Below are 21,731 nucleotides of genomic sequence, written 5' to 3'. Positions count from 1 at the left end.
ATGAAACCTAAAGGGGATGTTAGCGTTAATATGCTAATATAGCCAAAACATTATGACTACAAAAAGGGTGGTATGCTGATCTCCATAGCGTTTTTATTGGTTTTGTGTCTTTTGAATTATAGTTCTTTTAGGATGTTGAAATCGTTTTTAACCTTAAAGAAAATCTCTCAATACGCTTATTTAGGGTTTTTTATCCTTTTGAGCATAGGCGAGACGGCTTTTGTTTTTTATAGAAATACCATGCCTAGCCATTTGTTTGTTTTGACTTCGGCGTGTTCGTTTGTATCTTTCATTGCGTTTATTTTTTCTTTAAGTTTTTACGGGTTTTCCTACTCCATAGAAAAAATAGATTTTTTGCATTCAAGGCGTAAAAGTTTAAAAAATTTTTTAAAATTGGGGTTTTATCTGGCGCTATTGGGGTATTTTTGGCGCGGGTTTTATGAAGGGTTGGCCCGCCCTAAAATCAAAGAAACCCCTATTTATTTGGATAAGCTGGATAAAGAATTAAAGATTATTTTACTCACAGACATGCATGTGGGGAGTTTGTTGCAAAAAGATTTTGTTGATTACATTGTAGAAGAAGTCAATCAAAAAGAAGTGGATATGGTGCTGATTGGGGGGGATTTAGTGGATGAAAACATTGAAAAAGTCAAATCTTTTTTACTGCCTTTAAACAACCTTAAAAGCACGCATGGCACTTTTTATGTGCCAGGAAATCATGAGTATTATCATGGCATAGAGCCGATTTTATCGTTTCTTGACACGCTTAATTTGACGATTTTAGGGAATGAGTGCGTGCATTTAGGGGGGATCAATTTGTGCGGCGTGTATGATTATTTTGCGCGAAAGTGTCAAAATTTTGCCCCTGATATTGACAAAGCTTTAAAAAAGTGCAATGAGAGTAAGCCCACGATCCTTTTAGCCCACCAACCTAAACAAATTAGAAGTCTCAAAGAAAGCCACTCTGTAGATTTAGTGCTTTCAGGGCATACCCATGCAGGGCAAATCTTCCCCTTTAGTCTTTTAGTCAAGTTAGCGCAAACCTATTTATATGGTTTATACAAGCACAGCCCCACCACTCAAATTTATGTGAGCAGTGGGGCAGGGTATTGGGGCGTTCCTTTAAGGTTTTTAGCCCCTAGCGAGATCGCATACCTTAGGCTTTTACCTAAAAATCAAGCTTAGTTGAACAAAATCTTAAAATCGTAATCAAGCGGTTAAAAACAAGGAGTTAAAAAACAACCGCCAAGATAAAGGGAAAGGAGGGGGAGGTGACCCTTCAATCTTAGCGGCACCAACCAAACCATAAGGAATGGTTGGATTTTTAATTATACAATAAAATGGTGATTTTTAGCAAATGATTTTAAAAATTATCTATAAAAACACTCAAAGGCGTTTTTTACAACCAATAATCAAGGGCTTGATTTGATCAAGCGATAACTTTTATTAATATTTTCTTAAACTAATTTAAAATTATGATATAATCAGCGTCTGAATTACTCTTAAATGCAGGAGCCAACAAACCATGCGCGTTCTACTGATTGAAAAAAATTCTGTTTTAGGCGGAGAAATTGAAAAGGGCTTAAATGTTAAAGGCTTTATGGCTGATGTAACAGAGAGTTTGGAGGATGGGGAATATCTTATGGATGTTAGGAACTATGACTTAGTTATGGTTAGCGATAAAAACGCTTTAAGTTTTGTTTCTAGAATCAAGGAAAAGCATTCTTCTGTTGTTGTTTTAGTTTCTTCTGATAACCCTACAAGCGAAGAAGAAGTCCATGCGTTTGAGCAGGGCGCGGACGATTATATCGCTAAGCCTTACCGCAGCATTAAAGCTTTAGTCGCAAGGATTGAGGCTCGTTTGAGGTTTTGGGGTTCTAATGTGATTGAAATTGGGGATTTGACCATTAGCCCTGATGAAGAAAAGATTATTTACAAGGGGCGTGAAGTTGAAGTGAAAGGGAAGCCTTTTGAAGTGCTTACCCATCTTGCCAGACATAGGGATCAGATTGTCTCCAAAGAACAGCTTTTAGACGCTATTTGGGAAGAGCCTGAAATGGTTACCCCTAATGTCATTGAAGTGGCTATTAATCAAATCCGCCAAAAAATGGATAAACCCTTGGGGATTTCCACGGTTGAAACCGTAAGGCGCAGAGGCTATCGTTTTTGCTACCCCAAACCGGCGTGTGAAGAATAAATTCTTTTTGCTAAAAATAGATTAAAGTGAGGGTGTGGGGCGGGTAGAATCAAATATTTTATACAAAAATGCAAACTTGGCTCTGTCAAATATTGATCATAAAACTTAAAGAATGCTAAAAACATTCTTTACAATCAAATGATTAAAAGAGCTTAATCAAGCGATAATTTTTTAAGCGCTCTTTTGGGGGTTATGGGGGTTAGTTGGAGGTTTATAGGGAGAGAAGTTGTTTTAAAATATCTTCTATCCTTAAAGAAATGAGTTTTTGCTATAAAACGATGGGATGAAAATTTTTAAACCTTATCAAAAAGAGTTTTTAAACTCTTGTTAGCTTTTGTTAGCTTGTTACAAACAGCTTAGTTTTAAGCGTTATTAAAGATTTCTTCAATTTGTTCTTTAATATCCCTATAATTGAAACTCTCTCTAAAGCCATCAATCTTGCCTCCGCTCGCATTCCTATGCCCGCCCCCATTAAAACACATTTGACTGAGTTCACACACATCGCAATTCCCATTCGCCCTTAAGCTCACATTCCCTTTAGCGTTCACATCCATATAAAAATCAAAATCCGGATTTTGCGTTAAAAAAAGGTTAGCCAACACGCTAATGCCCCCCATAGAATAACTTAAAAACCCTTTTTTATCCTGGTAATAAACGCTGCAATCATGCTTTTTTAAAGAGAGCAAATGCGTTTGCGCATTTGAAGAGATATTGTCCATCGTTTCTGTATTAGGGTCGCCCCCTAAAGCGATTTTTTTAAGCCTGAACAAATCGTTATCATAGGCTACAGGGGCATTTTCTAAAAACAAATAGTTTTTAACTTCTTCTAAAAGCTTTAATTTATAATTGCGGTTCTCACCATCAAACATGAAACGATTCAATTCAGAGCTTTGGTTAATCATGCGCATACACACCTTGCCTAATTCAAAGCCATAACCTTGCGTGTCCCAAATATCCACAGAATTGACCATTTCCACTAAAGGCTCTAGCCATGTTGTGTTTTTTGGCTCTAAAATAGCGTAATGCTTTTTCAAAAACTCATACACGATTTTAGTTGCGCAGCGGTTCGTGTCTAAACAATACCAATGGAAACTCTCAGCCACTTCTTTACCGCTGATATGGTGATCTAGAAGCTGGATTTGAATGTTCTTATTCTGCAAGCGGTGTTCTTGGATTTTATCCTGCAAATACTCTGCTTCGTTTAAATTCAAATTCAAATCGCTAATCAAAATAAGGAATTTACTTTCTTTAGATTGAGCGATTGCGTTTAGAATTTCATAAATTCTCGCTGAGACTTCACGCCCGTAATTAGCGTTATAGCATTGGACATTCTTAAAAAAATGTTTTGAAACAAGCTGGCATGCATAGCCGTCTAAATCAATGTGTGAAAGGTGGTAAACTTGCATCATTCTCCTTTTTTATTAATTATTTATCCATTAAAAGTTAATATGGATCGTGCCTAAAGCTTCAAAATTGGAGTTAGGATCTAATTCCGCATGGCTTAGCACGACCACATCAATCCTGGCCTGCTCCATTTGATTAGAAAGGGCTTTTCTTAAATTAGGCTCTACGATCAAAATCACCGGAGCGATCCCTTTTTGCAAGACTTTCATAGCCTCTTCAGAGACCACTTCAATGAGTTTTTGCAATTCGCCCACATTGAGTAGCAGGCTCTTAGAGGTGCCATTTTCTCGCAATTTATTAAGCAAAAATTGTTCGCTATCGGTAGAAAAGGTTAAAAATTTCAAACGCCCGTCTTCAGATTTAAAAGCGTTAGTGATCACCCTAGAAAGCCTCGCCCTCACTTGTTCGGTTAAGATATTCACATCGTTTTGAACCAATGGGGCAATATCGGTAATCGTTTCTAAAATAGTGAGCATGTCTTTAATGGGGATTTTTTCATGCAATAAGGCTTGCAAGACTGATCGGATCGCACCGGTGGGGATTTTCTTACTCTCTTCTACAATCGTAGGATAGTCTTTAGCCAAGCGCTCTAAAAGGGATTTCACTTCATCTTTAGTGATAAAATCTTCAGCGTATTTTTTCACTAATTCGCTGGTGTGCGTCGCAATAACGGTGCTTGGATCAATAATGGTATAGCCTTGAATGATGGCTTCTTCTTTATTTTTAGTTTCAATCCATAAAGCGTCCATTCCAAAAGCCGGCTCTTTAGTAGGAATGCCTTCAATTTCTTTATTCACAAAACCGGTATTCATGGCTAAAAACTTGTCTGGCATCACCATGCCCTCACCAATCACAATGCCCTTAAGTTTGATTTCATAATGCGTTGGGGGGAGCTGCAAATTATCTCTGATCCGGATTTGAGGCATCAAAAAACCATAATCGCTCGCTATCTTTTTTCTAATACCCCTAATCCTTTCTAACAAATCGCCCCCTTGTTTCATGTCCGCAAGACTGATGAGCTGATAGCCTAAAGCCAATTCTAAAAATTCAATTTTTAACACTTCATCAATCGCTTGTTCTTCTTCTCTTTTAAGCTCTTCTTGGGTTTTAGCCCTTGTGGTGGGGGTGTGGGGTTTGATTTTGGAGCTGTGGGGTTTTTCACTCAAATCCAAGCCGAATTTTTGACTCAAATAATTTTCTAATTTAGTGAGCAGTCCGTCTTTTCCCTCCCTGCTAATCAGCCATGCGATGAATAAAAAGAGAGTCCCTACAAACGCTAAAGAAAAGGTAGGGAGTCCAGGAATGGTGGCAAAAAGCAATAAAATCGCTCCCACAATCACTAAAGTTTTGCTTTTATTGGTGAGCTGTGTGATGAGTTTAGAAGCAAAGTCCTCTTCTTCGTTTTGCGTGGTGCGAGTGGCGACAATACCGGTCGCTGTCGCAATGATTAAGGCAGGGATTTGCCCTACAAGCCCATCGCCAATGGTTAGGATAGTGAAAGTGCTAGCGCTAAAGCTCAAGCTCATATCCCTTTGAAATACGCCCACTAAAAACCCTCCAATGATATTGATAAGCGTGATAATGATAGAAGCGATCGCATCGCCTTTGACGAATTTAGACGCGCCATCCATCGCGCCATAGAAATCCGCTTCTTGGCTTAGAGCGGCGCGGCGTTTTTTAGCTTCCTTATCATCAATAAGCCCTGAATTTAAATCCGCATCAATCGCCATTTGCTTTCCTGGCATAGCGTCTAGAGCGAATCGCGCCCTAACTTCAGTAACCCTAGTAGAGCCATTAGTAACCACTAATAAATTCACTAACACTAAAATACTAAAGATAATAGCCCCAATCACATAATTCCCGCTCACGCTAAATTCCCCAAATGCCGTGATAATATCGCTCACCGCACTAGGCCCTTTATAGCCTTGCGTTAAAATCATTCTAGTTGTGGCAACATTTAAAGCCAAGCGGTACAAGGTTACAATGAGCAATAAAGTGGGGAAAGCGCTAAAATCAGTCGGCTTGTCAATATAAAGCCCGATTAAAATAATCAACACCGACAGTGCGATAGAAATCGTGAGTAAAAAATCCAACACAAAAGGCGGTAACGGCACGATAATGATCGCCAAAATAGCGATCACAAAGACCACAAGGGCTAAGTCTTTGGATTGCAAGAAGCGTTTAAAAACAGGGAAAGTCTTTTTAAAAGCTAATTTGGAGCGTTCGTTTGCCATAATCTAAAATCAATGCCTTAAGGTAGGTGGTTTGTCTTTTTAGGCTTATTATAATATAAAGTTTAAGCGTATGACACAAAAAAGCTTATTTTACGCTATAATACGACCTTTATTAAATTACCAATTAGGAGGTCGTTATGGCTTTGAATCTGGAGAAAAAACAAGAAATCATTAAAGCGTTTGCCACTAAAGAAAACGATACGGGTTCTTGTGAGGTGCAAGTGGCGTTGCTGAATGAAAGGATCAAGCTTTTAACCGAGCATTTAAAGGCTAACCCCAAAGATCATTCCAGTCGTTTAGGGCTTTTAAAATTAGTCGCTCAAAGACGCAACTTGTTGAAATACATCAAACGCACTAATCATGCGCGTTATGTGGTTTTGATTGAAAAGTTAGGCATTAAAGACAGATAATTTTATCGGTTTTAGGGTATGGCGAGTTTGTGTTGAAAGAGCGTTTGAAGGCCTTTTTTAGTGCGGACTCTGTTTTCACTCTAATTTTTGCTCTTTTTTTTCTCACTTCGTTTAAAAAACCTTTAACTCAAGTCTTATTGATTGTTTTAATGGTTTTTTTGTTTCTTAGGTGTTATTTCCAAGCGTCTTTGAAAGAAACTTTCACGATTAATCATTTAAAAACCATGCCTTTTAAATGGCTCACTCTGGCTTTTTTAGGCGTGTTTTTAAGCATCTTCCCTAACATGTTTAACATGTATGATAGCCAAACCTTCCGCTACAATTTATTCGCTCTAAACATGTCCTTAACTTACGCTTGCGGGGCGTTATGCTTGCTTTTTGCCAGTTGTTTAAGAATCAAATTGAATCAAAAAATCCTTTTTTACAGCATGGCTGTTGCAAATTTCATCAACGGCTTGCTTTCATTGGTGCAAAAAATTTATTTTAACATGCCTAGAGCGCAAGGGTTTAGCACGGTTAAGGAGTATGTGGTTTTAGTGAGCGTTTCCATTTTAGGCTGTTATATTTATGCGCTTTATTCGCAAAATCAAAAAGAAAAACTTTTTTTCACCCTTTCTGTTTTCGTGGGGTTTTTAGTGGTTATTTTAAGCGCCACAAGGAGCGCGACAATCGCTTTTGTGGCTACTTTTTTAATCCTTTCTTGCTTTATTTTATACGCCAAAAAATCGCTCAAACCATTGGGTTATATGGTGGTTGTGAGTCTTATTTTGAGCGCTTTATATATGGGGAGTAGTGCTTTAGAAAAAAAGGGGGCAATAGAGCAATCTAGGGTTCAAAACCAAAGCTTTGAAGAAGATTTGAAACGCTACGCTAAAAAGGACGCTGATAGCAGTATCGGGTGGCGTTTGGAGCGCTGGAAAGAAGCCCTAACGGTTTTGCGTTTAAGGCCCTTTTTTGGTATGGCCGCTAGCGAGAAATGCCAGAGGCTAGAAGAGATTTTATCTTTATCGCATTCTTACAGAGCCAAAGACTTGATTCTTTGTTATGAAAGATACGACAATCAAATCATTCATGTTCTAGCCACTAGGGGGATCATAGGCTTTTTGATCTGGCTCTTTTTTTTATTAGCGGTTGTAAAGATTTTTTGGAGCGGGATCAAGCAAAACTCTTTAATATCATTCTTTATATTAACGGCATTCACTTTTTACCTCATTTTTGGTATTGGGTTTGACCCTTTTGATTTCTTCATTACGGGAAGTTTTTTTGTAGGAATGGTCATGATGGTTGTTTTTTTAAAAAAGGATAAAAGCGCTTTTTAGCATCAAAGAGTTTGATGTTAGTCAAGTGGTAGTTTCTTGTGAGGCGCTCTTAGGGGGATTTAAGGGGTAAGATAAAAACTTATGCTATAATGTGGTTTCATTCCATATTCAACAAGGAGAAATAAATTAATGAAAATTTTAGTGATTCAAGGGCCTAATTTAAACATGTTAGGACACAGAGACCCAAGACTTTATGGCATGGTAACCTTAGACCAAATCCATGAAATCATGCAAACTTTCGTGAAACAAGGCAATTTAGATGTGGAATTAGAGTTTTTTCAAACCAATTTTGAGGGCGAAATCATTGATAAAATCCAAGAGAGTGTGGGCAGCGATTATGAAGGGATCATCATTAACCCTGGAGCGTTTTCGCACACTTCTATTGCGATTGCGGATGCGATCATGCTAGCGGGCAAACCCGTTATTGAAGTGCATCTCACTAACATTCAAGCCAGAGAAGAATTCAGGAAAAATTCTTACACTGGAGCGGCTTGTGGAGGCGTGATCATGGGATTTGGTCCGCTTGGCTACAACATGGCTTTAATGGCGATGGTCAATATTTTAGCCGAAATGAAAGCGTTCCAAGAAGCCCAAAAAAACAACCCTAATAACCCTAATAACCCTAATAACCCTAATAACCCGATCAACAATCAAAAGTAAAAGGGGTTATTGATGAAAGGATTAGAAAGAGAATCGCATTTCACGCTCAATGAGAACGCGATGTTTTTTGAATGCGCTTATAGTTGCGATAACGCTTTGTTTTTGCAATTAGACGATCGCTCGTTTTTTATCACTGATTCTCGCTACACTCAAGAAGCTAAAGAAAGCGTTCAGCCTAAAAATGGCGTTTTAGCGGAAGTGATAGAATCCAGCGATTTAGTGCAGAGTGCGATTGATTTGATCGCAAAGAGTTCGGTTAAAAAGCTCTTTTTTGACCCCAATCAAGTGAATTTGCAAACCTATAAGCGTTTGGATTCAGCGGTTGGGGATAAGGTTACTTTAGAGGGCGTGCCTAGTTACCACCGCCAGAAACGCATCATTAAAAACGATCATGAAATCCAACTCCTCAAAAAATCTCAAGCGCTGAATGTTGAAGCTTTTGAAAATTTTGCTGAGTATGTGAAAAAGGTTTTTGATGAAAAAGAGTCATTGAGCGAGCGGTATTTGCAGCATAAGGTTAAGGACTTTTTGACTAAAGAGGGGGTTTATGATCTGAGTTTTGAGCCTATTTTAGCCTTGAATGCGAATGCGAGCAAGCCCCATGCCTTGCCTAGCGCGAAGGATTTTTTAAAAGCGGAGCATAGCATTCTTTTGGATATGGGGATCAAATACGAACGCTATTGCTCTGATAGGACTCGCACGGCTTTTTTTGACCCTAAAGATTTTGTCTTCAAAAGAGAGCAGAATTTCAAGGATAAAGAGCGTCAAAAGATTTATGACATTGTGAAAGAAGCGCAAGAAAAGGCTATTTCAGGCATTAGAGCGGGTATGACCGGTAAAGAAGCGGACAGCTTGGCTAGGGGAGTGATTAGCGGTTATGGTTACGGGCAATATTTCACTCACAGCACCGGGCATGGCATTGGCTTAGACATCCATGAGCTTCCCTATATTTCATCGCGCAGTGAAACCATTTTAGAAGATGGCATGGTGTTTTCTGTAGAGCCTGGGATTTATATCCCTGGATTTTTTGGGGTGCGCATTGAAGATTTAGTGGTGATCAAAAATTCTAGGGCTGAGCTTTTGTGATGCGAGAGATCCTTACTAACCGCTTTTTCCCTAGCCTTTTTAAAAAAAGGCTTGATTTTTCTAACAGGGTGGTTTTAGGGTTGGGATCTAATCTTAAAAATCCTTTAAAAATATTAAAAAATTGTTTTTTGTATTTTAAAAATCATAGTAAAATCGGGAAAATTTTTTCTTCGCCCATTTATATCAATCCGCCTTTTGGTTACACTAACCAACCTAACTTTTATAACGCTACGATTATCCTTAAAACATCTTTAAGTTTGCGCCATTTTTTCGCTCTGGTTTTTTATATAGAAAGGCGTTTTGGGCGCAAAAGGAAGCGCGATTTTAAAGACGCTCCAAGAACTTTAGATATTGATATTATCGCTTTTAATCAAGTCATTTTAAGACAGAATGATTTGACTTTACCTCATCCTAAATGGAGTGAAAGGGATTCGGTGTTGGTGCCGTTAATTTTGCAACAAATTCTTTTTAAAAAAGGGGAGTGGTGAAATTCTATACCTATAGTGGGGAGACGGCCGCTGAAGCTCTAAAGATCGCTCAAAGCCACCATGGGGTGGATACGCTGGTGTTTAAAACCCAAGAAATCCGTAAAAAAACGCTCACTTCTTCTGGGCTTTATGAAATCGTTGTGGCGGTTGAAGAAGAAAACGAAAACAAACCCCCTAAAGCCCCCCTTATTCCAGAAAGTTTGTATGATGAAGAATTGAATGAAGAAGATGTGGTCATGCAGCTTTCAAGCACTGTAGAAGAAATGCGCAAACTCGCCGGGGTTTCATCTAATCAGCGCAACTATAGTTTTTCAAAAAATAAGACCCTTTTAGAAAAAGACGCTCCCTTAGAGGATGCGCCTTTAGAGGCTAATAAGCAAGACGCTTTGTTGCAAGCTTTAAAAGATGAAGCCAACCATAAAAAAGAAAGAGAAAAAAGAGAAGTCAAACAAGAAGAAGAGATTAAAGACATCAATCTGCAATTAAGCAAAATCAGAGACAGCCTGAAACTCATTCAAAACATGTTTTGGGATGAGAAAAACCCCAACTCTGTCAATATCCCTCAAGAATTTGCCGAAATTTACAAATTGGCCAAACAAAGCGGGATGAAATCCAGCCATTTAGATGAAATCATGCAATTGAGCCTGGAATTGATGCCTTTACGCATGCGGGAAAATTCCGTAACGATTAAGCGTTATTTCAGGGAAGTGTTGCGCAAAATGATCTTGTGCCGCCCTGAAGATTTGAATTTAAGGCAAAAACGCATCTTAATGCTTGTAGGGCCAACAGGCGTGGGGAAAACGACGACTTTAGCCAAATTAGCCGCGCGCTATTCTAGGATGTTAGCTAAAAAATACAAGGTGGGCATTATCACTTTAGACAATTATCGCATTGGGGCTTTGGAGCAATTAAGCTGGTATGCTAATAAAATGAAAATGAGCATAGAAGCGGTGATTGACGCTAAAGATTTTGCTAAAGAAATTGAAGCTTTGGAATACTGCGATTTTATTCTAGTGGATACGACAGGGCATTCGCAATACGATAAAGAAAAAATCGCCGGTTTGAAGGAATTTATAGATGGGGGTTATAATATTGATGTGTCCTTAGTGCTTTCGGTTACCACTAAGTATGAAGACATGAAAGATATTTATGATTCTTTTGGGGTGTTAGGGATTGACACTTTAATCTTTACGAAATTAGATGAGAGTAGGGGGTTAGGGAATTTGTTTTCTTTAGTGCATGAAAGCCAAAAGCCTATCAGCTATCTTTCTGTCGGCCAAGAAGTGCCTATGGATTTGAAAGTGGCTACTAATGAGTATTTAGTGGATTGCATGCTAGATGGCTTTAGTAACCCTAATAAGGAACAAGCATGAACAATCAAGCGAGCCATTTGGATAATTTTATGAACGCTAAAAATCCCAAAAGTTTTTTTGATAATAAGGGGAATACCAAATTCATCGCTATCACAAGCGGTAAGGGAGGCGTGGGGAAATCCAATATTAGCGCTAATTTAGCTTACTCTTTATACAAGAAAGGTTATAAGGTGGGGGTGTTTGATGCGGATATTGGTTTAGCGAATTTAGACGTGATTTTTGGGGTGAAAACCCATAAAAATATCTTGCATGCCTTAAAGGGTGAAGCCAAATTGCAAGAAATCATTTGCGAGATTGAACCCGGGCTTTGCTTAATCCCTGGGGATAGCGGTGAAGAAATATTAAAATACATTAGCGGCGCGGAAGCTTTAGATCAATTTGTGGATGAAGAGGGGGTTTTAAGCTCTTTAGATTATATTGTGGTTGATACAGGTGCTGGGATTGGAGCTACTACGCAAGCGTTTTTGAATGCGAGCGATTGCGTGGTGATTGTTACCACACCCGATCCTTCAGCGATTACGGATGCGTATGCATGCATTAAAATCAACTCCAAGAATAAAGATGAATTGTTTCTTATCGCTAACATGGTAGCCCAACCTAAAGAGGGTAGGGCGACTTATGAAAGGCTGTTTAAAGTGGCTAAAAACAATATCGCTTCATTAGAATTGCATTACTTAGGAGCGATTGAAAACAGCTCCTTATTGAAACGCTATGTGAGAGAGCGCAAAATTTTAAGAAAAATAGCCCCTAACGATTTGTTTTCGCAATCCATTGACCAGATAGCGGGTCTTTTGGTTTCTAAATTAGAAACCGGTGCTTTAGAAATACCAAAAGAAGGTTTGAAAAGCTTTTTTAAAAGGCTTTTGAAGTATTTGGGGTAGGCTGATGAAAGTGCAAAATTTTATCCATTTTTCTGTTGTGGTAGGGTTTTTTTTAGGGTTAGTGTTTTCGGTGTTGAAATTCAATGAGCCAGAGAGCATTTTATTATGGACGGTGTTATCCACGCTTGGGGGATACTTGATCGCCTTATTGTTTGCGTCTATTTTTATCGCTTGCACGGATTTAGATATTTGTCTTTTTGACAAAAAAGGCACTGAAGAGAGCTTGCTTCGTTTCAACCATGAGTTTAAGAACAGAGAAAAAGAAGTGGCTAGTATTTTAGAATACATTAGAAGTTATGATTTTGATGATGGAAAATAGAATGCCCAAAGGAATTCAAAAAACTGAAACAAGCGAAAAAAATATAGAAAAGGTTTTGAACGCCTATGATAAGCAACAACACCACCATCAAGACGATCTCGCTATCCAGTATCTACCGGCCGTGCGCGCTATGGCGTTTCGTTTAAAAGAGCGCTTGCCCAGCTCTATTGATTTTAACGATCTGGTTTCTATTGGCACTGAAGAATTGATTAAATTAGCTAGGCGTTATGAGAGCGCGTTAAACGATTCTTTTTGGGGGTATGCTAAAACTCGTGTCAATGGGGCGATGCTAGATTATTTGCGTTCTTTAGATGTGATTTCTCGCTCTAGCAGGAAACTCATTAAAAGCATTGATATTGAAATTACCAAACACCTTAATGAGCATGGGAAAGAGCCTAGCGATGCGTATTTAGCGGAAGTTTTAGGCGAGAATATTGAAAAAATTAGAGAAGCCAAAACGGCCTCAGATATTTATGCGCTAGTGCCAATAGATGAGCAATTCAATGCGATTGAGCAAGATGAAATCACTAAAAAGATTGAAGCAGAAGAGTTGTTAGAGCATGTCCAAAAAGCACTGGATCAAATGAGCGAACGAGAGCAAATCCTTATCCAGCTTTATTACTTTGAAGAGTTGAATTTGAGCGAGATTAAAGAGATTTTAGGCATTACCGAATCGCGTATTTCTCAAATCATTAAAGAAGTGATTAAAAAGGTGCGTAAATCCTTAGGAGTGGATCATGGCTGATATTTTAAGCCAAGAAGAAATTGATGCGCTTTTAGAAGTCGTTGATGAGAACGTGGATATTCAAAATGTCCAAAAAAAGGATATTATCCCGCAGCGCAGCGTAACCCTCTATGATTTCAAACGCCCTAATCGTGTGAGTAAGGAGCAACTGCGTTCTTTTAGGAGTATCCATGACAAAATGGCTAGGAATCTTTCCAGTCAAATTTCTTCTATCATGCGTTCTATTGTAGAGATCCAGCTCCATAGCGTGGATCAAATGACTTATGGCGAATTTTTGATGAGTTTGCCTAGCCCTACGAGCTTTAATGTCTTTTCCATGAAGCCTATGGGAGGAACAGGGGTTTTAGAAATTAATCCTAGCATCGCTTTCCCTATGATTGACAGACTATTAGGAGGTAAGGGGAGCGCGTATGATCAAAACAGGGAGTTTAGCGATATTGAATTGAATTTATTGGATACGATTTTACGCCAGGTGATGCAAATTTTAAAAGAAGTGTGGTCGCCCGTGGTGGAGATGTATCCTACCATTGACGCTAAAGAATCCAGCGCGAATGTGGTCCAAATCGTCGCTCAAAATGAAATTTCTATCATGGTGGTTTTAGAGATTATCATTGGGCATAGCCGTGGGATGATGAACATTTGTTACCCGGTGATTTCCATTGAGAGCATTCTTTCTAAAATGGGGAGTAGGGATTTGATGCTTTCAGAAACGAACTCTAAAAAGAGCCGTAATAAGGAATTGCAAGCGCTATTGAGTGGGGTGAGCGTGGATATGATGGTGTTTTTGGGCGCGGTGGAATTGAGTTTGAAAGAAATGTTGGATTTAGATGTGGGGGATACTATCCGGTTGAATAAAGTCGCTAATGATGAAGTGAGCGTGTATGTGCATAAAAAAAAGCGTTATTTAGCGAGCGTGGGGTTTCAAGGGTATAGAAAAACCATTCAAATTAAAGAAGTGATCTATAGCGAAAAAGAACGCACTAAAGAAATTTTAGAAATGTTAGAAGAACAGCGCAGAGGCAAAGTGGGCGATATTATGAAAATAGAAGAAGAGTGAGAAATGCAAGATTTTATTAAGATTTTTATTCAAGAGGTTGTCTCTACTTTAGAAGGGTTAGTGGGTAAGGCTCCGAGCGTGGGATTAGAAAAAGAAATTTCTAGTAGTGAAGAATCTTTTTTGAAATTAATCAGCGTGCCTTATGCAAGGGTTAAGATTAATGCGATTGAAAAAGAAGAGAGCCCTATTGAATTATTGACTCCGGTAGATTTAGTTACCGCTTTAAGCGATCTGATGTTAGGAGGTGAGGGGGCGAGTAAGGAAGAAATGGATAATGACGATTTAGACGCTTTTAAAGAAATGGCTTCTAATATTTTTGGCGCGATCGCTACGAGCTTGAAGTCTCAAGAATTGCTCCCCAAACTCAATTTCACTACCACGAACGCTGAAATCGCTAAAGAGCTTCCTAAAAAAGAAGATTACGCTAAAGCGATGGTGTTTTCTTTTAAAATGGAAGCCATCAAAGAAAGCCAAATCATTTTATTGACTACGGAGGCTTTTGAGTGCCAATTTGAAAAAACGCATAAAGAAGAAAAAGAAGAAACGACACAGAGCACTACTGAAGAGATTAAAACCCATGATGCGTCTTTAGAAAACATAGAAATCCGCAATATCAGCATGCTTTTGGATGTGAAATTGAACGTTAAGGTGCGTATCGGGCAAAAAAAGATGATTTTAAAAGATGTGGTTTCTATGGATATAGGGAGCGTGGTGGAGTTGGATCAATTGGTGAATGATCCTTTGGAAATTCTTGTAGATGACAAGGTGATCGCTAAGGGCGAAGTGGTGATCGTGGATGGGAATTTTGGCATTCAGATCACGGATATTGGCACTAAAAAGGAACGCTTAGAGCAACTGAAAAATTAAACCATTTTAGAGTAAAAAAGGAAGGATTATGGCCATTTTTGGGGAATTAAGCTCGCTTGGGCATTTGTTTAAAAAAACGCAAGAATTAGAAATTTTGCATGGGTATTTAAAAGATGTTGTGCAAAAGGGTAGTGGAGCGAATCAAAGGGTTTTAAATCTCGATCCTAATACGGAATTTCAAACGCCTTTAGGGCATGGCATCTTTAGCATAGAGCAGAGTTATTGTTTAGAACATGCCAAAGAAAGCGAGAAAGGCTTTTTTGAAAGCCACAAACAATATGTGGATTTCCAGCTGATTGTCAAAGGCGTTGAGGGGGCTAAAGTGGTGGGTATCAATCAAGCTGTCATTAAAAACCCTTACGATGAAAAAAGAGATTTGATCGTTTATGAGCCGGTTAGTGAAGCTTCTTTTTTGCGTTTAGATGCGGGCATGCTGGCTATTTTTTTTGAAAGCGACGTGCATGCGTTGAGGTTTTATGGGGAGTCTTTTGAAAAATATAGGGAAGAGCCGATTTTCAAAGCGGTCGTTAAAGCGCCTAATGGATTGATCAAATTAAAATTATGAAATTGGTGAGTCTTGTTATAGTTTTTTGTTGTTTTTTAGGGGCTGTAGAGTTGCCTGGAATTTATCAAACTCAAGAATTTTTATACATGAAAAGCTCTTTTGTGGAGTTTTTTGAGCATAATGGGAAGTTCTATGCCTATGGTATTTCTGATGTGGATGGCTCTAAAGCCAAAAAAGACAAGCTTAACCCTAACCCAAAGCTAAGGAATCGCAGCGATAAAGGCGTGGTGTTTTTAAGCGATTTGATTAAGGTTGGAAAACGATCTTATAAAGGCGGTAAAGCGTATAATTTTTATGACGGCAAGACCTACTATGTGAGAGTCACTCAAAATTCAAACGGGGATTTAGAATTCACTTCAAGCTATGATAAATGGGGGTATGTGGGCAAGACTTTCACTTGGAAACGCTTGAGCGATGAAGAAATCAAAAATCTAAAACTCAAGCGTTTTAACTTGGACGAAGTCCTTAAAACCATTAAAGATAGCCCTATTTAAGCTAGCTTTTTTAAAATCTTTTAATATTCACTCTCTTGGCATTCTTTACACCACACAAACATTTTCATGTCATGGCTAATTAGCTTGGCTTGATATTTTTTAACGACTTCGTTCTGGCGGTGTTCAATTTCGGGGTCTGCAAATTCAATGATCTTACCGCAATGCAAACAAATGATGTGATCATGGTGTTCTTTAGCCGCAATTTCATAGCGCCGACCGCTTTTTGAAGTCTCTAAAACGCAGATAAAATTTTCTTTTTCTAAGAAATTCAAAATGCGATACACTGAAGAAATGCTGGTGTTTTTGTCCTTTTGGCGGATAGAATGCGTGATTTCTTCAGGGCTTAGGTGTGTGCCGCTGCGATACAAAACGCTCACCACTTCTTCTCTTTGTTTTGAATTTTTGAGTCCGTTTTTTTTGATAGACATCCTCAAGCGCTCTAAAATAGATTCTAAAGTTTCTAATCTTCTCATGCTAATATTTCCCTTGTCCGTAAAATGATTTTTATAACTAGAATATTATTATACAATAATAATGCGATGAACCATAGATAAAACTCATTATTATTTTAATTTAATCAAAAAATATTGATTTTTTATTACCATTGTCGCATTTTAATGTAATTTATAAGATCAATTTCTTATCTTATCAAGCCATTCTAAAAGGGTTTTTTCAAACCCTATGCCTTGAGAAGAAACCAAATCTAGGGGTTTTTCCAAATAATCTTGTTTGACATAGCCGTTATAATCATGCGGGTAAAGATAGTCTTTAGCGTTAGGCAGCAGGTGTTTAGGGATAGGGTAGAGTGAGCCTTTTTGAACGCAATCCAAAGCCTGATTGATCGCTCTATAAGCCGTGTTAGACTTGGGCGAACAAGCCAGATAAATCACGCATTGGCTTAAAATAATGCGCGCTTCAGGGTAGCCGATTTGTTTGACTGAAAACAAGCAAGAAGCGGCTAAATTAAGGGCGTTTGGGTTAGCGTTACCAATATCTTCGCTCGCAAAAATCACCAGTCTTCTGGCGATAAATTCCGGGTTTTCCCCGCCAGCAATCAAGCGCGCCAGATAATAGATGGAAGCGTTTTCATCGCTCCCTCTTAAAGACTTGATTAATGCGCTAGTGAGGTTATAATGCGTATCATCGCTATAAGATCCGTCATTTAGGCTATGGGGCCGTAAGGATTTGAGCGTTTTTAAAGTGATAGGATTTTCTACTTTAGCGCTCAAATCTAAAAGGTTTAATAACGCTCTAGCATCGCCAGTGCTGTTGTTTAAAAGATAGGTTTTAGCGTCAGGCTCTATTTGTTTTTTTAACAATGCTAAAGCCTTAGCACAAAGCTTGTCTAAATCGCTTTTGTTTAGGGGGGTTAATTCAAAAATAAAACTTCTTGAGCGGATCGCATGGCTTAGGCTGTAATTAGGATCTTGCGTGCTAGCCCCTAAGATTAAAGCGTGATCTTTTTCCATAATGGGGAGTAAAAATTCTTGTTGGGTTTTATTCAATCTGTGGGTTTCATCAATAAAAACAACGGGTTTTAAAAGGGTGTTTTGGTAATTTTTAAGCTTAAGGCGTAAATCCTCTAATTTGAAATCTGTCGCATTGAATAAAAGAATGGGGCGCTCTAGCATGCGGGCGATGATTTGAGCCAGGCTTGTTTTACCCACGCCAGGAGGGCCATAGAAAAAGGCGTGGGGGAAGTGTTTGGATTGTAGGGCTTTAAATAAGGGGGCATCTTTCCCTATTAGATGCTCTTGGCCTAAAAAATCTTCTAGGCTTGTGGGGTTTAAAAGCGAAGTCAGGCTCATTTTTTAAATAAAATCAATTCATAAAAATTGGTAGGGGTGTTTAAATTTTTCGTTGGGGTTTTGGTGTTTTTAGAGTGTTTGTGCAGAGCGTCTTGCAATTCTTTATTCAGGTTGTCTAATTCATCAAGCTTTTCTTTTAAACGCAAAATAATATCCACGCCCGCTAGATTAACCCCCATATCCCTTGTAAGGCGTAAAATCGTTTTGATTTTATCCATGTCTCGTTGGGAATACAAGCGCATTTTCCCATCAGTCCGACTAGGCTCTATCAAACCCTCTTTTTCGTATTGGCGCAAGGTTTGAGGGTGTACGCCTAAGATTTTAGCCACAACGCTTATCAAATAAAGCGGTTCATCATAATCGCACACGATTCCTCCTTACAATTCTTTTTCTAATAACGCTTTTAACTCGCTAGAAAGCGTTTCAGTTTTGGGCAAAATCAAACGAGCTTGCAAATACAAATCCCCCACATGCGAAGTTTTTCTGTTTTTAATCCCTTTGTCTTTAATGCGGAATTTTTGCATCGCTTTTGTGTTAGGGGGAATGGTTAGGGTTAAGGTTTTATGCCAAGTAGCGATTTCAATTTTCCCTCCAAAAAGAGCCGTTTTTAAGGGTAAATCAAAGATTTGGATAATATCGTCTTTTTCGCGCCTATAAATTTCATCTTCTTCAATATGGATTTGCAAGAGCAAGTCGCCCCTGCCCGTTCGCCCCATTTTCCCCTTGTTGCGAACCCTGATTTTTTCGCCCTCTTCCACGCCGATAGGGATTTTAAGGCTAAAAGTCTCATTATTGACGCTCACTTGTTTTTTATTGCCTAAAAGGGTGTCTAAAACAGAGACATTTAAAGTGGTGGTTATATCTAAATCTTCATGGGCGAAATTGGAAAAATTAAAGCCAGAAAAGCCTTGCGAGTTTTGAGAAAATCTTTGCGAAAAGCCTCCTCTCCCAAAAATAGAGCTTAAAATATCGTCTAAATCTTCACTAGCACTGCGGCTTCTGGCAAAATCGCTGAAATTCTGCCCGCCAAACATGTTGTCGCCAAACTGATCATATTGGCGGCGTTTTTCTTCATCGCTTAAAATTTCATAAGCGGCGTTGATTTCTTTGAATTTTTCTTCGGCTTCTTTGGTTTTATTCAAATCCGGGTGGTATTTTCTGGCTAAACGGCGGTAGGATTTTTTGATTTCATCTTGGCTGGCGTTTTCGCTCACATCTAAAGTTTGGTATAAGCTCTTGCTCATGGATCACCTTTAAAATAGTTTTATTAGAATACTATCATAAATCTTTAGTGTTAGTCAATCAAGTTTATTGATAATGCTTTTAGGTAATGGAGATTTTAAACCCGTTTCAGTGCAATTAAAAGGAATTTTAACTAAAATATTGGGTTTAAATCCACGATGAGTTTTTAATGCAATACAAGAAAAATAAGAAAAGATATTATTGTTTAGCGTTATGGATCCTTTTTTTAAATGGTCTGTCTTTGAAAGCTTTAGAAATCGCAGTCAAACCTTTTGGCTATCTGGGGCTATTGTATAATCAAGGGGTGCAAAAAAACCCTCACAGCTATGTGGGGGCTTTAGCGCGCCTTGGGGTGGATTTTTCTTATAGCAATGGGTGGTCCTTTGGCATTGGAGCGATTGGAGCTTGGAATATTTATAACAAACAGCGTTTGGCCAACCTTTACATCAGTCTAGGGAATTTTTTTGGTAGTTCTAACAATGTTAAACCTTATTTGAGCGCTGGCGATGTTTCAGATGCGTATGTTCAATACACTAACCAGCGTTTTAAAATAGCTTTAGGGCGTTTCAATACCGATTTTGTGGATTTTGATTGGATAGGGGGTAATATTCAAGGGGTTTCTGTGGCTTTTAAGCAAAATTCCATGCGTTATTTTGGGATTTTTATGGATAGCATGCTTTATAATGGGCATCAAATCAACAAAGAGCAAGGGAATCGGATCGCTACTTCCCTAAACGCTCTAGCGTCTTATGACCCTGTGTCTAAACGCTTGTATGTTGGGGGGGAAGTGTTTGTTTTAGGCGCAGAATACAGGCATGAAAATCTTAAAGTGCTTCCTTTTATTTTAACGGACACCCGCTTGCCTTTGCCCACCCAAAATGTTTTGGTGCAAGTGGGGGGTAAGTTGGAGTATGACGCTTCTTTAGCTAAGGGTTTCACTTCGCACACTCTAGTGCATGGCATGTATCAATACGGCAACACTGATAGTGCCACCAACGCTAAAAATGCCGGCTTGTTTTTGATCGATCAAACTTTTAAATACAAAATTTTTAATTTTGGAACGGGTTTTTATATCGTTCCGGCAAGAAACAATAATGGCTATCTATGGACTTTTAATGACAGGACTAAATTCTATGGTCGTGGGATCAACGCACCCGGCGTGCCAGCGATTTATTTTGCAAACTCTAGCATTTCAGGCTATGTTTTTTTAGGGCTTAAGACTAAAAGGGTGCGTTTAGACGCGATGGTGGCTTTTGGGGATTACCAAGAATATTCTTTAATGAGCAGTTTTAGGGTTTGGACTTATAGGGGTTTGTCTTTTGATATGGGTGGGGGGTATGTGTATGCTTACAATTCTAAAGCCACGAGAAAAAGTCTTGGAAATAGTTCTTTTGTCTTTTTTGGGAAGTTTTTGTTTTAAAAAACACCATCTTTGCAATCAATAGCGGAAGAGATTGTGCAATAAAGTAAGCGATAATTTCTTCTTTTTAAAAAATCAAAAATAAAAATGTTTTAAGAAATTCTTTTAAAATCAGGTCTTTGGGGTTTTTTAGGGAAAAAAGCTTTTTTAAACTCAGGTTCCCATAATTTGATCACGCCATGGTGGGTCATCTGGTGCATATTGACTAAACGCATGTTTAAAAGAGCCTTTTCTTTAGCTTCGCTATCGCTCAAATCTTCTTTAATTTTGAACGCTTGAATGATTTGCTCCCACAGCTCATGCTCTTTAGCGTCTTCGTTTAAAAAATCTTTATAGTTGAAGCCACCAATCCCTTTAACCCCTTTAATATTATCCCCCTTATCCCCCACAACGCACTGATAATAAGCAAAAAAATGAGCCTCTTTTTGACTCACATTGAAAAAAGCGTTGGTTTTGAGGTTGAAATGAGAGCCTCTATTGGAATACAAAATATCCTTATCCATGCTGGCTATTACATAATTGTTGGGGTCTTTCTTTTTGTAATAAGAGATAATATCATCGGCTTCATATTCAAAACAATGTTCGCCCCGGATTCTAGCCCCTTTTTTTAGGGGGTATTTTTCCACTAAAGCGATCTTTAGAGCTTTTAAAAGGGATCTAAAATCTTCATCAAATTGGTGGCGTTTTTGTTTGTAATGATCGCACAGCTGGTAGCGGAAACTCTCTGCCCCTAGTGATAAAAAAAAGCGTTTTAGAGCAACGGGTTTTGCGCATGATGGATAAAATTTGAGTGGTAAGAAAGATGATGCCCACCTCTTGCAAGCTACAAGCGGCGAATCTTTTAGGGAGCGTTTTATTAGAGAGCAAACGCCTAACAATATTAGGGATAACACAATCAATGTCTAGTAAAAGGGTTTTTGAATGCGTGAATCTTGCCTTGTTAAACGCTTGTCTAATGGTTAATCCTTAAGCTGAATTTCTCTTTTTTAAAGGCTAAACTATTATAGTAAATATATAGCAAATAATAAGTTATTTTAATAATAATTAGCTCTATTCTCATTAAATACGCTAAATTTTGAGAGATTATCGCTCGCTTTAGATCTTTTGATTGTAAAAACGCTTTTGGCATTTTTACATTTTATGATCGAACGCCCACAAAAAA

22 protein-coding genes and 1 pseudogene are annotated in these 21,731 nt (G+C 38.5%); 16 read left to right on the top strand and 7 right to left on the bottom strand.

Annotated features, from left to right (window positions below; all coding sequences use genetic code 11):
• Window positions 1-72 precede the first annotated feature (72 nt).
• Complete coding sequence (locus tag QAP06_RS05455) at window positions 73-1,185, top strand: metallophosphoesterase (protein ID WP_286465294.1); 1,113 nt, start codon at window positions 73-75, stop codon at window positions 1,183-1,185.
• Between the two features lie 340 nt (window positions 1,186-1,525).
• A complete protein-coding gene (gene hsrA / locus QAP06_RS05450) occupies window positions 1,526-2,197 on the top strand; it encodes a response regulator-like transcription factor HsrA (RefSeq protein ID WP_286465290.1) in 672 nt (223 codons plus the stop codon).
• A gap of 362 nt (window positions 2,198-2,559) precedes the next feature.
• Here the strand turns inward: hsrA and QAP06_RS05445 are convergent, their stop codons facing one another.
• Both QAP06_RS05445 and flhA read right to left on the bottom strand, forming a co-directional pair.
• Complete coding sequence (locus QAP06_RS05445) at window positions 2,560-3,603, bottom strand: 3',5'-cyclic-nucleotide phosphodiesterase (RefSeq protein WP_286465287.1); 1,044 nt, start codon at window positions 3,601-3,603, stop codon at window positions 2,560-2,562.
• Between the two features lie 30 nt (window positions 3,604-3,633).
• On the bottom strand, window positions 3,634-5,835 hold the full coding sequence (gene flhA, locus QAP06_RS05440; RefSeq protein WP_001262894.1) for a flagellar biosynthesis protein FlhA: 2,202 nt from the start codon (window positions 5,833-5,835) through the stop codon (window positions 3,634-3,636).
• Window positions 5,836-5,972: 137 nt separating this feature from the next.
• Between flhA and rpsO the strand changes: the two genes are divergently transcribed.
• From rpsO to QAP06_RS05375, 13 genes are all read left to right on the top strand, one after another.
• Window positions 5,973-6,245, top strand: a complete 273-nt coding sequence (rpsO, locus tag QAP06_RS05435; protein ID WP_001207122.1) for a 30S ribosomal protein S15 — start codon at window positions 5,973-5,975, stop codon at window positions 6,243-6,245.
• 29 nt (window positions 6,246-6,274) lie between these two features.
• Window positions 6,275-7,564, top strand: a complete 1,290-nt coding sequence (locus QAP06_RS05430; RefSeq protein ID WP_286465284.1) for an O-antigen ligase family protein — start codon at window positions 6,275-6,277, stop codon at window positions 7,562-7,564.
• Window positions 7,565-7,693: 129 nt separating this feature from the next.
• Entirely contained in the window at window positions 7,694-8,224 is a 531-nt protein-coding gene (aroQ, locus tag QAP06_RS05425) for a type II 3-dehydroquinate dehydratase (RefSeq protein ID WP_140547901.1), read from the top strand.
• A 12-nt stretch (window positions 8,225-8,236) separates the two neighbouring features.
• Window positions 8,237-9,310, top strand: a complete 1,074-nt coding sequence (locus QAP06_RS05420) for an aminopeptidase (protein WP_286465280.1) — start codon at window positions 8,237-8,239, stop codon at window positions 9,308-9,310.
• On the top strand, window positions 9,310-9,798 hold the full coding sequence (gene folK / locus QAP06_RS05415; protein WP_194150195.1) for a 2-amino-4-hydroxy-6-hydroxymethyldihydropteridine diphosphokinase: 489 nt from the start codon (window positions 9,310-9,312) through the stop codon (window positions 9,796-9,798). Before QAP06_RS05420 ends, folK begins: the two co-directional genes overlap by 1 nt.
• Window positions 9,795-11,171: a flagellar biosynthesis GTPase FlhF gene (gene flhF, locus QAP06_RS05410; RefSeq protein ID WP_033761289.1), complete on the top strand. Its 1,377-nt coding sequence runs from the start codon at window positions 9,795-9,797 to the stop codon at window positions 11,169-11,171. The genes folK and flhF overlap by 4 nt, the downstream gene beginning before the upstream one ends.
• Complete coding sequence (gene ylxH, locus QAP06_RS05405) at window positions 11,168-12,052, top strand: flagellum site-determining protein YlxH (RefSeq protein ID WP_097567158.1); 885 nt, start codon at window positions 11,168-11,170, stop codon at window positions 12,050-12,052. The genes flhF and ylxH overlap by 4 nt, the downstream gene beginning before the upstream one ends.
• Window positions 12,053-12,056: 4 nt before the next feature.
• Entirely contained in the window at window positions 12,057-12,371 is a 315-nt protein-coding gene (locus QAP06_RS05400) for a hypothetical protein (RefSeq protein ID WP_000868000.1), read from the top strand.
• On the top strand, window positions 12,349-13,116 hold the full coding sequence (locus tag QAP06_RS05395) for an RNA polymerase sigma factor FliA (RefSeq protein ID WP_140499285.1): 768 nt from the start codon (window positions 12,349-12,351) through the stop codon (window positions 13,114-13,116). Before QAP06_RS05400 ends, QAP06_RS05395 begins: the two co-directional genes overlap by 23 nt.
• Window positions 13,109-14,173: a flagellar motor switch protein FliM gene (fliM, locus tag QAP06_RS05390; protein WP_078296028.1), complete on the top strand. Its 1,065-nt coding sequence runs from the start codon at window positions 13,109-13,111 to the stop codon at window positions 14,171-14,173. The genes QAP06_RS05395 and fliM overlap by 8 nt, the downstream gene beginning before the upstream one ends.
• A 3-nt stretch (window positions 14,174-14,176) precedes the next feature.
• Window positions 14,177-15,040, top strand: a complete 864-nt coding sequence (fliY, locus tag QAP06_RS05385; protein WP_286465267.1) for a flagellar motor switch protein FliY — start codon at window positions 14,177-14,179, stop codon at window positions 15,038-15,040.
• 28 nt (window positions 15,041-15,068) lie between these two features.
• Complete coding sequence (locus QAP06_RS05380) at window positions 15,069-15,605, top strand: NanQ anomerase/TabA/YiaL family protein (RefSeq protein ID WP_286465265.1); 537 nt, start codon at window positions 15,069-15,071, stop codon at window positions 15,603-15,605.
• Entirely contained in the window at window positions 15,602-16,099 is a 498-nt protein-coding gene (locus QAP06_RS05375; protein ID WP_000780285.1) for a DUF2147 domain-containing protein, read from the top strand. Before QAP06_RS05380 ends, QAP06_RS05375 begins: the two co-directional genes overlap by 4 nt.
• Before the next feature lie 20 nt (window positions 16,100-16,119).
• Here the strand turns inward: QAP06_RS05375 and fur are convergent, their stop codons facing one another.
• The 4 genes from fur to QAP06_RS05355 all read right to left on the bottom strand — a co-directional run bounded on the left by fur (window position 16,120) and on the right by QAP06_RS05355 (window position 19,151).
• Window positions 16,120-16,572 (bottom strand): ferric iron uptake transcriptional regulator, encoded by a 453-nt coding sequence (gene fur, locus QAP06_RS05370; RefSeq protein ID WP_001253272.1) that lies wholly within the window; start codon window positions 16,570-16,572, stop codon window positions 16,120-16,122.
• Window positions 16,573-16,731: 159 nt separating this feature from the next.
• Window positions 16,732-17,907, bottom strand: coding sequence for a replication-associated recombination protein A (locus QAP06_RS05365; RefSeq protein ID WP_286465262.1), 1,176 nt, complete (start codon window positions 17,905-17,907; stop codon window positions 16,732-16,734).
• The gene (locus QAP06_RS05360; protein WP_000332994.1) at window positions 17,904-18,275 is read right to left on the bottom strand and encodes a heat shock protein transcriptional repressor HspR; all 372 of its coding nucleotides are present in this window, start codon (window positions 18,273-18,275) and stop codon (window positions 17,904-17,906) included. The genes QAP06_RS05365 and QAP06_RS05360 overlap by 4 nt, the downstream gene beginning before the upstream one ends.
• A 9-nt stretch (window positions 18,276-18,284) precedes the next feature.
• Complete coding sequence (locus QAP06_RS05355; protein WP_286465259.1) at window positions 18,285-19,151, bottom strand: DnaJ C-terminal domain-containing protein; 867 nt, start codon at window positions 19,149-19,151, stop codon at window positions 18,285-18,287.
• Between the two features lie 167 nt (window positions 19,152-19,318).
• On the opposite strand from QAP06_RS05355, the gene QAP06_RS05350 reads away from it, so the two are divergent.
• Window positions 19,319-20,569 carry a hypothetical protein gene (locus QAP06_RS05350; RefSeq protein ID WP_286465256.1) on the top strand — a complete coding sequence of 417 codons (1,251 nt, stop codon included), beginning with the start codon at window positions 19,319-19,321 and terminating at the stop codon, window positions 20,567-20,569.
• A 92-nt stretch (window positions 20,570-20,661) separates the two neighbouring features.
• Here QAP06_RS05350 and QAP06_RS05345 read toward each other — a convergent pair.
• Window positions 20,662-21,343: pseudogene (locus QAP06_RS05345) on the bottom strand (5'-3' exonuclease).
• Window positions 21,344-21,731: the final 388 nt, after the last annotated feature.

The organism is Helicobacter pylori (assembly GCF_030323545.1).
Lineage (GTDB): Bacteria > Campylobacterota > Campylobacteria > Campylobacterales > Helicobacteraceae > Helicobacter > Helicobacter pylori_CO.
Note: the sequence above shows the minus strand (reverse complement) of the source record. Positions and strands in the feature narration are given on the sequence as shown.

Coding starts and splice junctions, on each gene's coding strand:
- QAP06_RS05455 (WP_286465294.1), top strand. CDS start 73: ATGCTGATCTCCATAGCGTTTTTATTGGTTTTGTGTCTTTTGAATTAT.
- hsrA (WP_286465290.1), top strand. CDS start 1,526: ATGCGCGTTCTACTGATTGAAAAAAATTCTGTTTTAGGCGGAGAAATT.
- QAP06_RS05445 (WP_286465287.1), bottom strand. CDS start 3,603: ATGCAAGTTTACCACCTTTCACACATTGATTTAGACGGCTATGCATGC.
- flhA (WP_001262894.1), bottom strand. CDS start 5,835: ATGGCAAACGAACGCTCCAAATTAGCTTTTAAAAAGACTTTCCCTGTT.
- rpsO (WP_001207122.1), top strand. CDS start 5,973: ATGGCTTTGAATCTGGAGAAAAAACAAGAAATCATTAAAGCGTTTGCC.
- aroQ (WP_140547901.1), top strand. CDS start 7,694: ATGAAAATTTTAGTGATTCAAGGGCCTAATTTAAACATGTTAGGACAC.
- QAP06_RS05420 (WP_286465280.1), top strand. CDS start 8,237: ATGAAAGGATTAGAAAGAGAATCGCATTTCACGCTCAATGAGAACGCG.
- folK (WP_194150195.1), top strand. CDS start 9,310: ATGCGAGAGATCCTTACTAACCGCTTTTTCCCTAGCCTTTTTAAAAAA.
- ylxH (WP_097567158.1), top strand. CDS start 11,168: ATGAACAATCAAGCGAGCCATTTGGATAATTTTATGAACGCTAAAAAT.
- QAP06_RS05400 (WP_000868000.1), top strand. CDS start 12,057: ATGAAAGTGCAAAATTTTATCCATTTTTCTGTTGTGGTAGGGTTTTTT.
- QAP06_RS05395 (WP_140499285.1), top strand. CDS start 12,349: ATGATTTTGATGATGGAAAATAGAATGCCCAAAGGAATTCAAAAAACT.
- fliM (WP_078296028.1), top strand. CDS start 13,109: ATGGCTGATATTTTAAGCCAAGAAGAAATTGATGCGCTTTTAGAAGTC.
- fliY (WP_286465267.1), top strand. CDS start 14,177: ATGCAAGATTTTATTAAGATTTTTATTCAAGAGGTTGTCTCTACTTTA.
- QAP06_RS05380 (WP_286465265.1), top strand. CDS start 15,069: ATGGCCATTTTTGGGGAATTAAGCTCGCTTGGGCATTTGTTTAAAAAA.
- QAP06_RS05375 (WP_000780285.1), top strand. CDS start 15,602: ATGAAATTGGTGAGTCTTGTTATAGTTTTTTGTTGTTTTTTAGGGGCT.
- fur (WP_001253272.1), bottom strand. CDS start 16,572: ATGAGAAGATTAGAAACTTTAGAATCTATTTTAGAGCGCTTGAGGATG.
- QAP06_RS05365 (WP_286465262.1), bottom strand. CDS start 17,907: ATGAGCCTGACTTCGCTTTTAAACCCCACAAGCCTAGAAGATTTTTTA.
- QAP06_RS05355 (WP_286465259.1), bottom strand. CDS start 19,151: ATGAGCAAGAGCTTATACCAAACTTTAGATGTGAGCGAAAACGCCAGC.
- QAP06_RS05350 (WP_286465256.1), top strand. CDS start 19,319: ATGCAATACAAGAAAAATAAGAAAAGATATTATTGTTTAGCGTTATGG.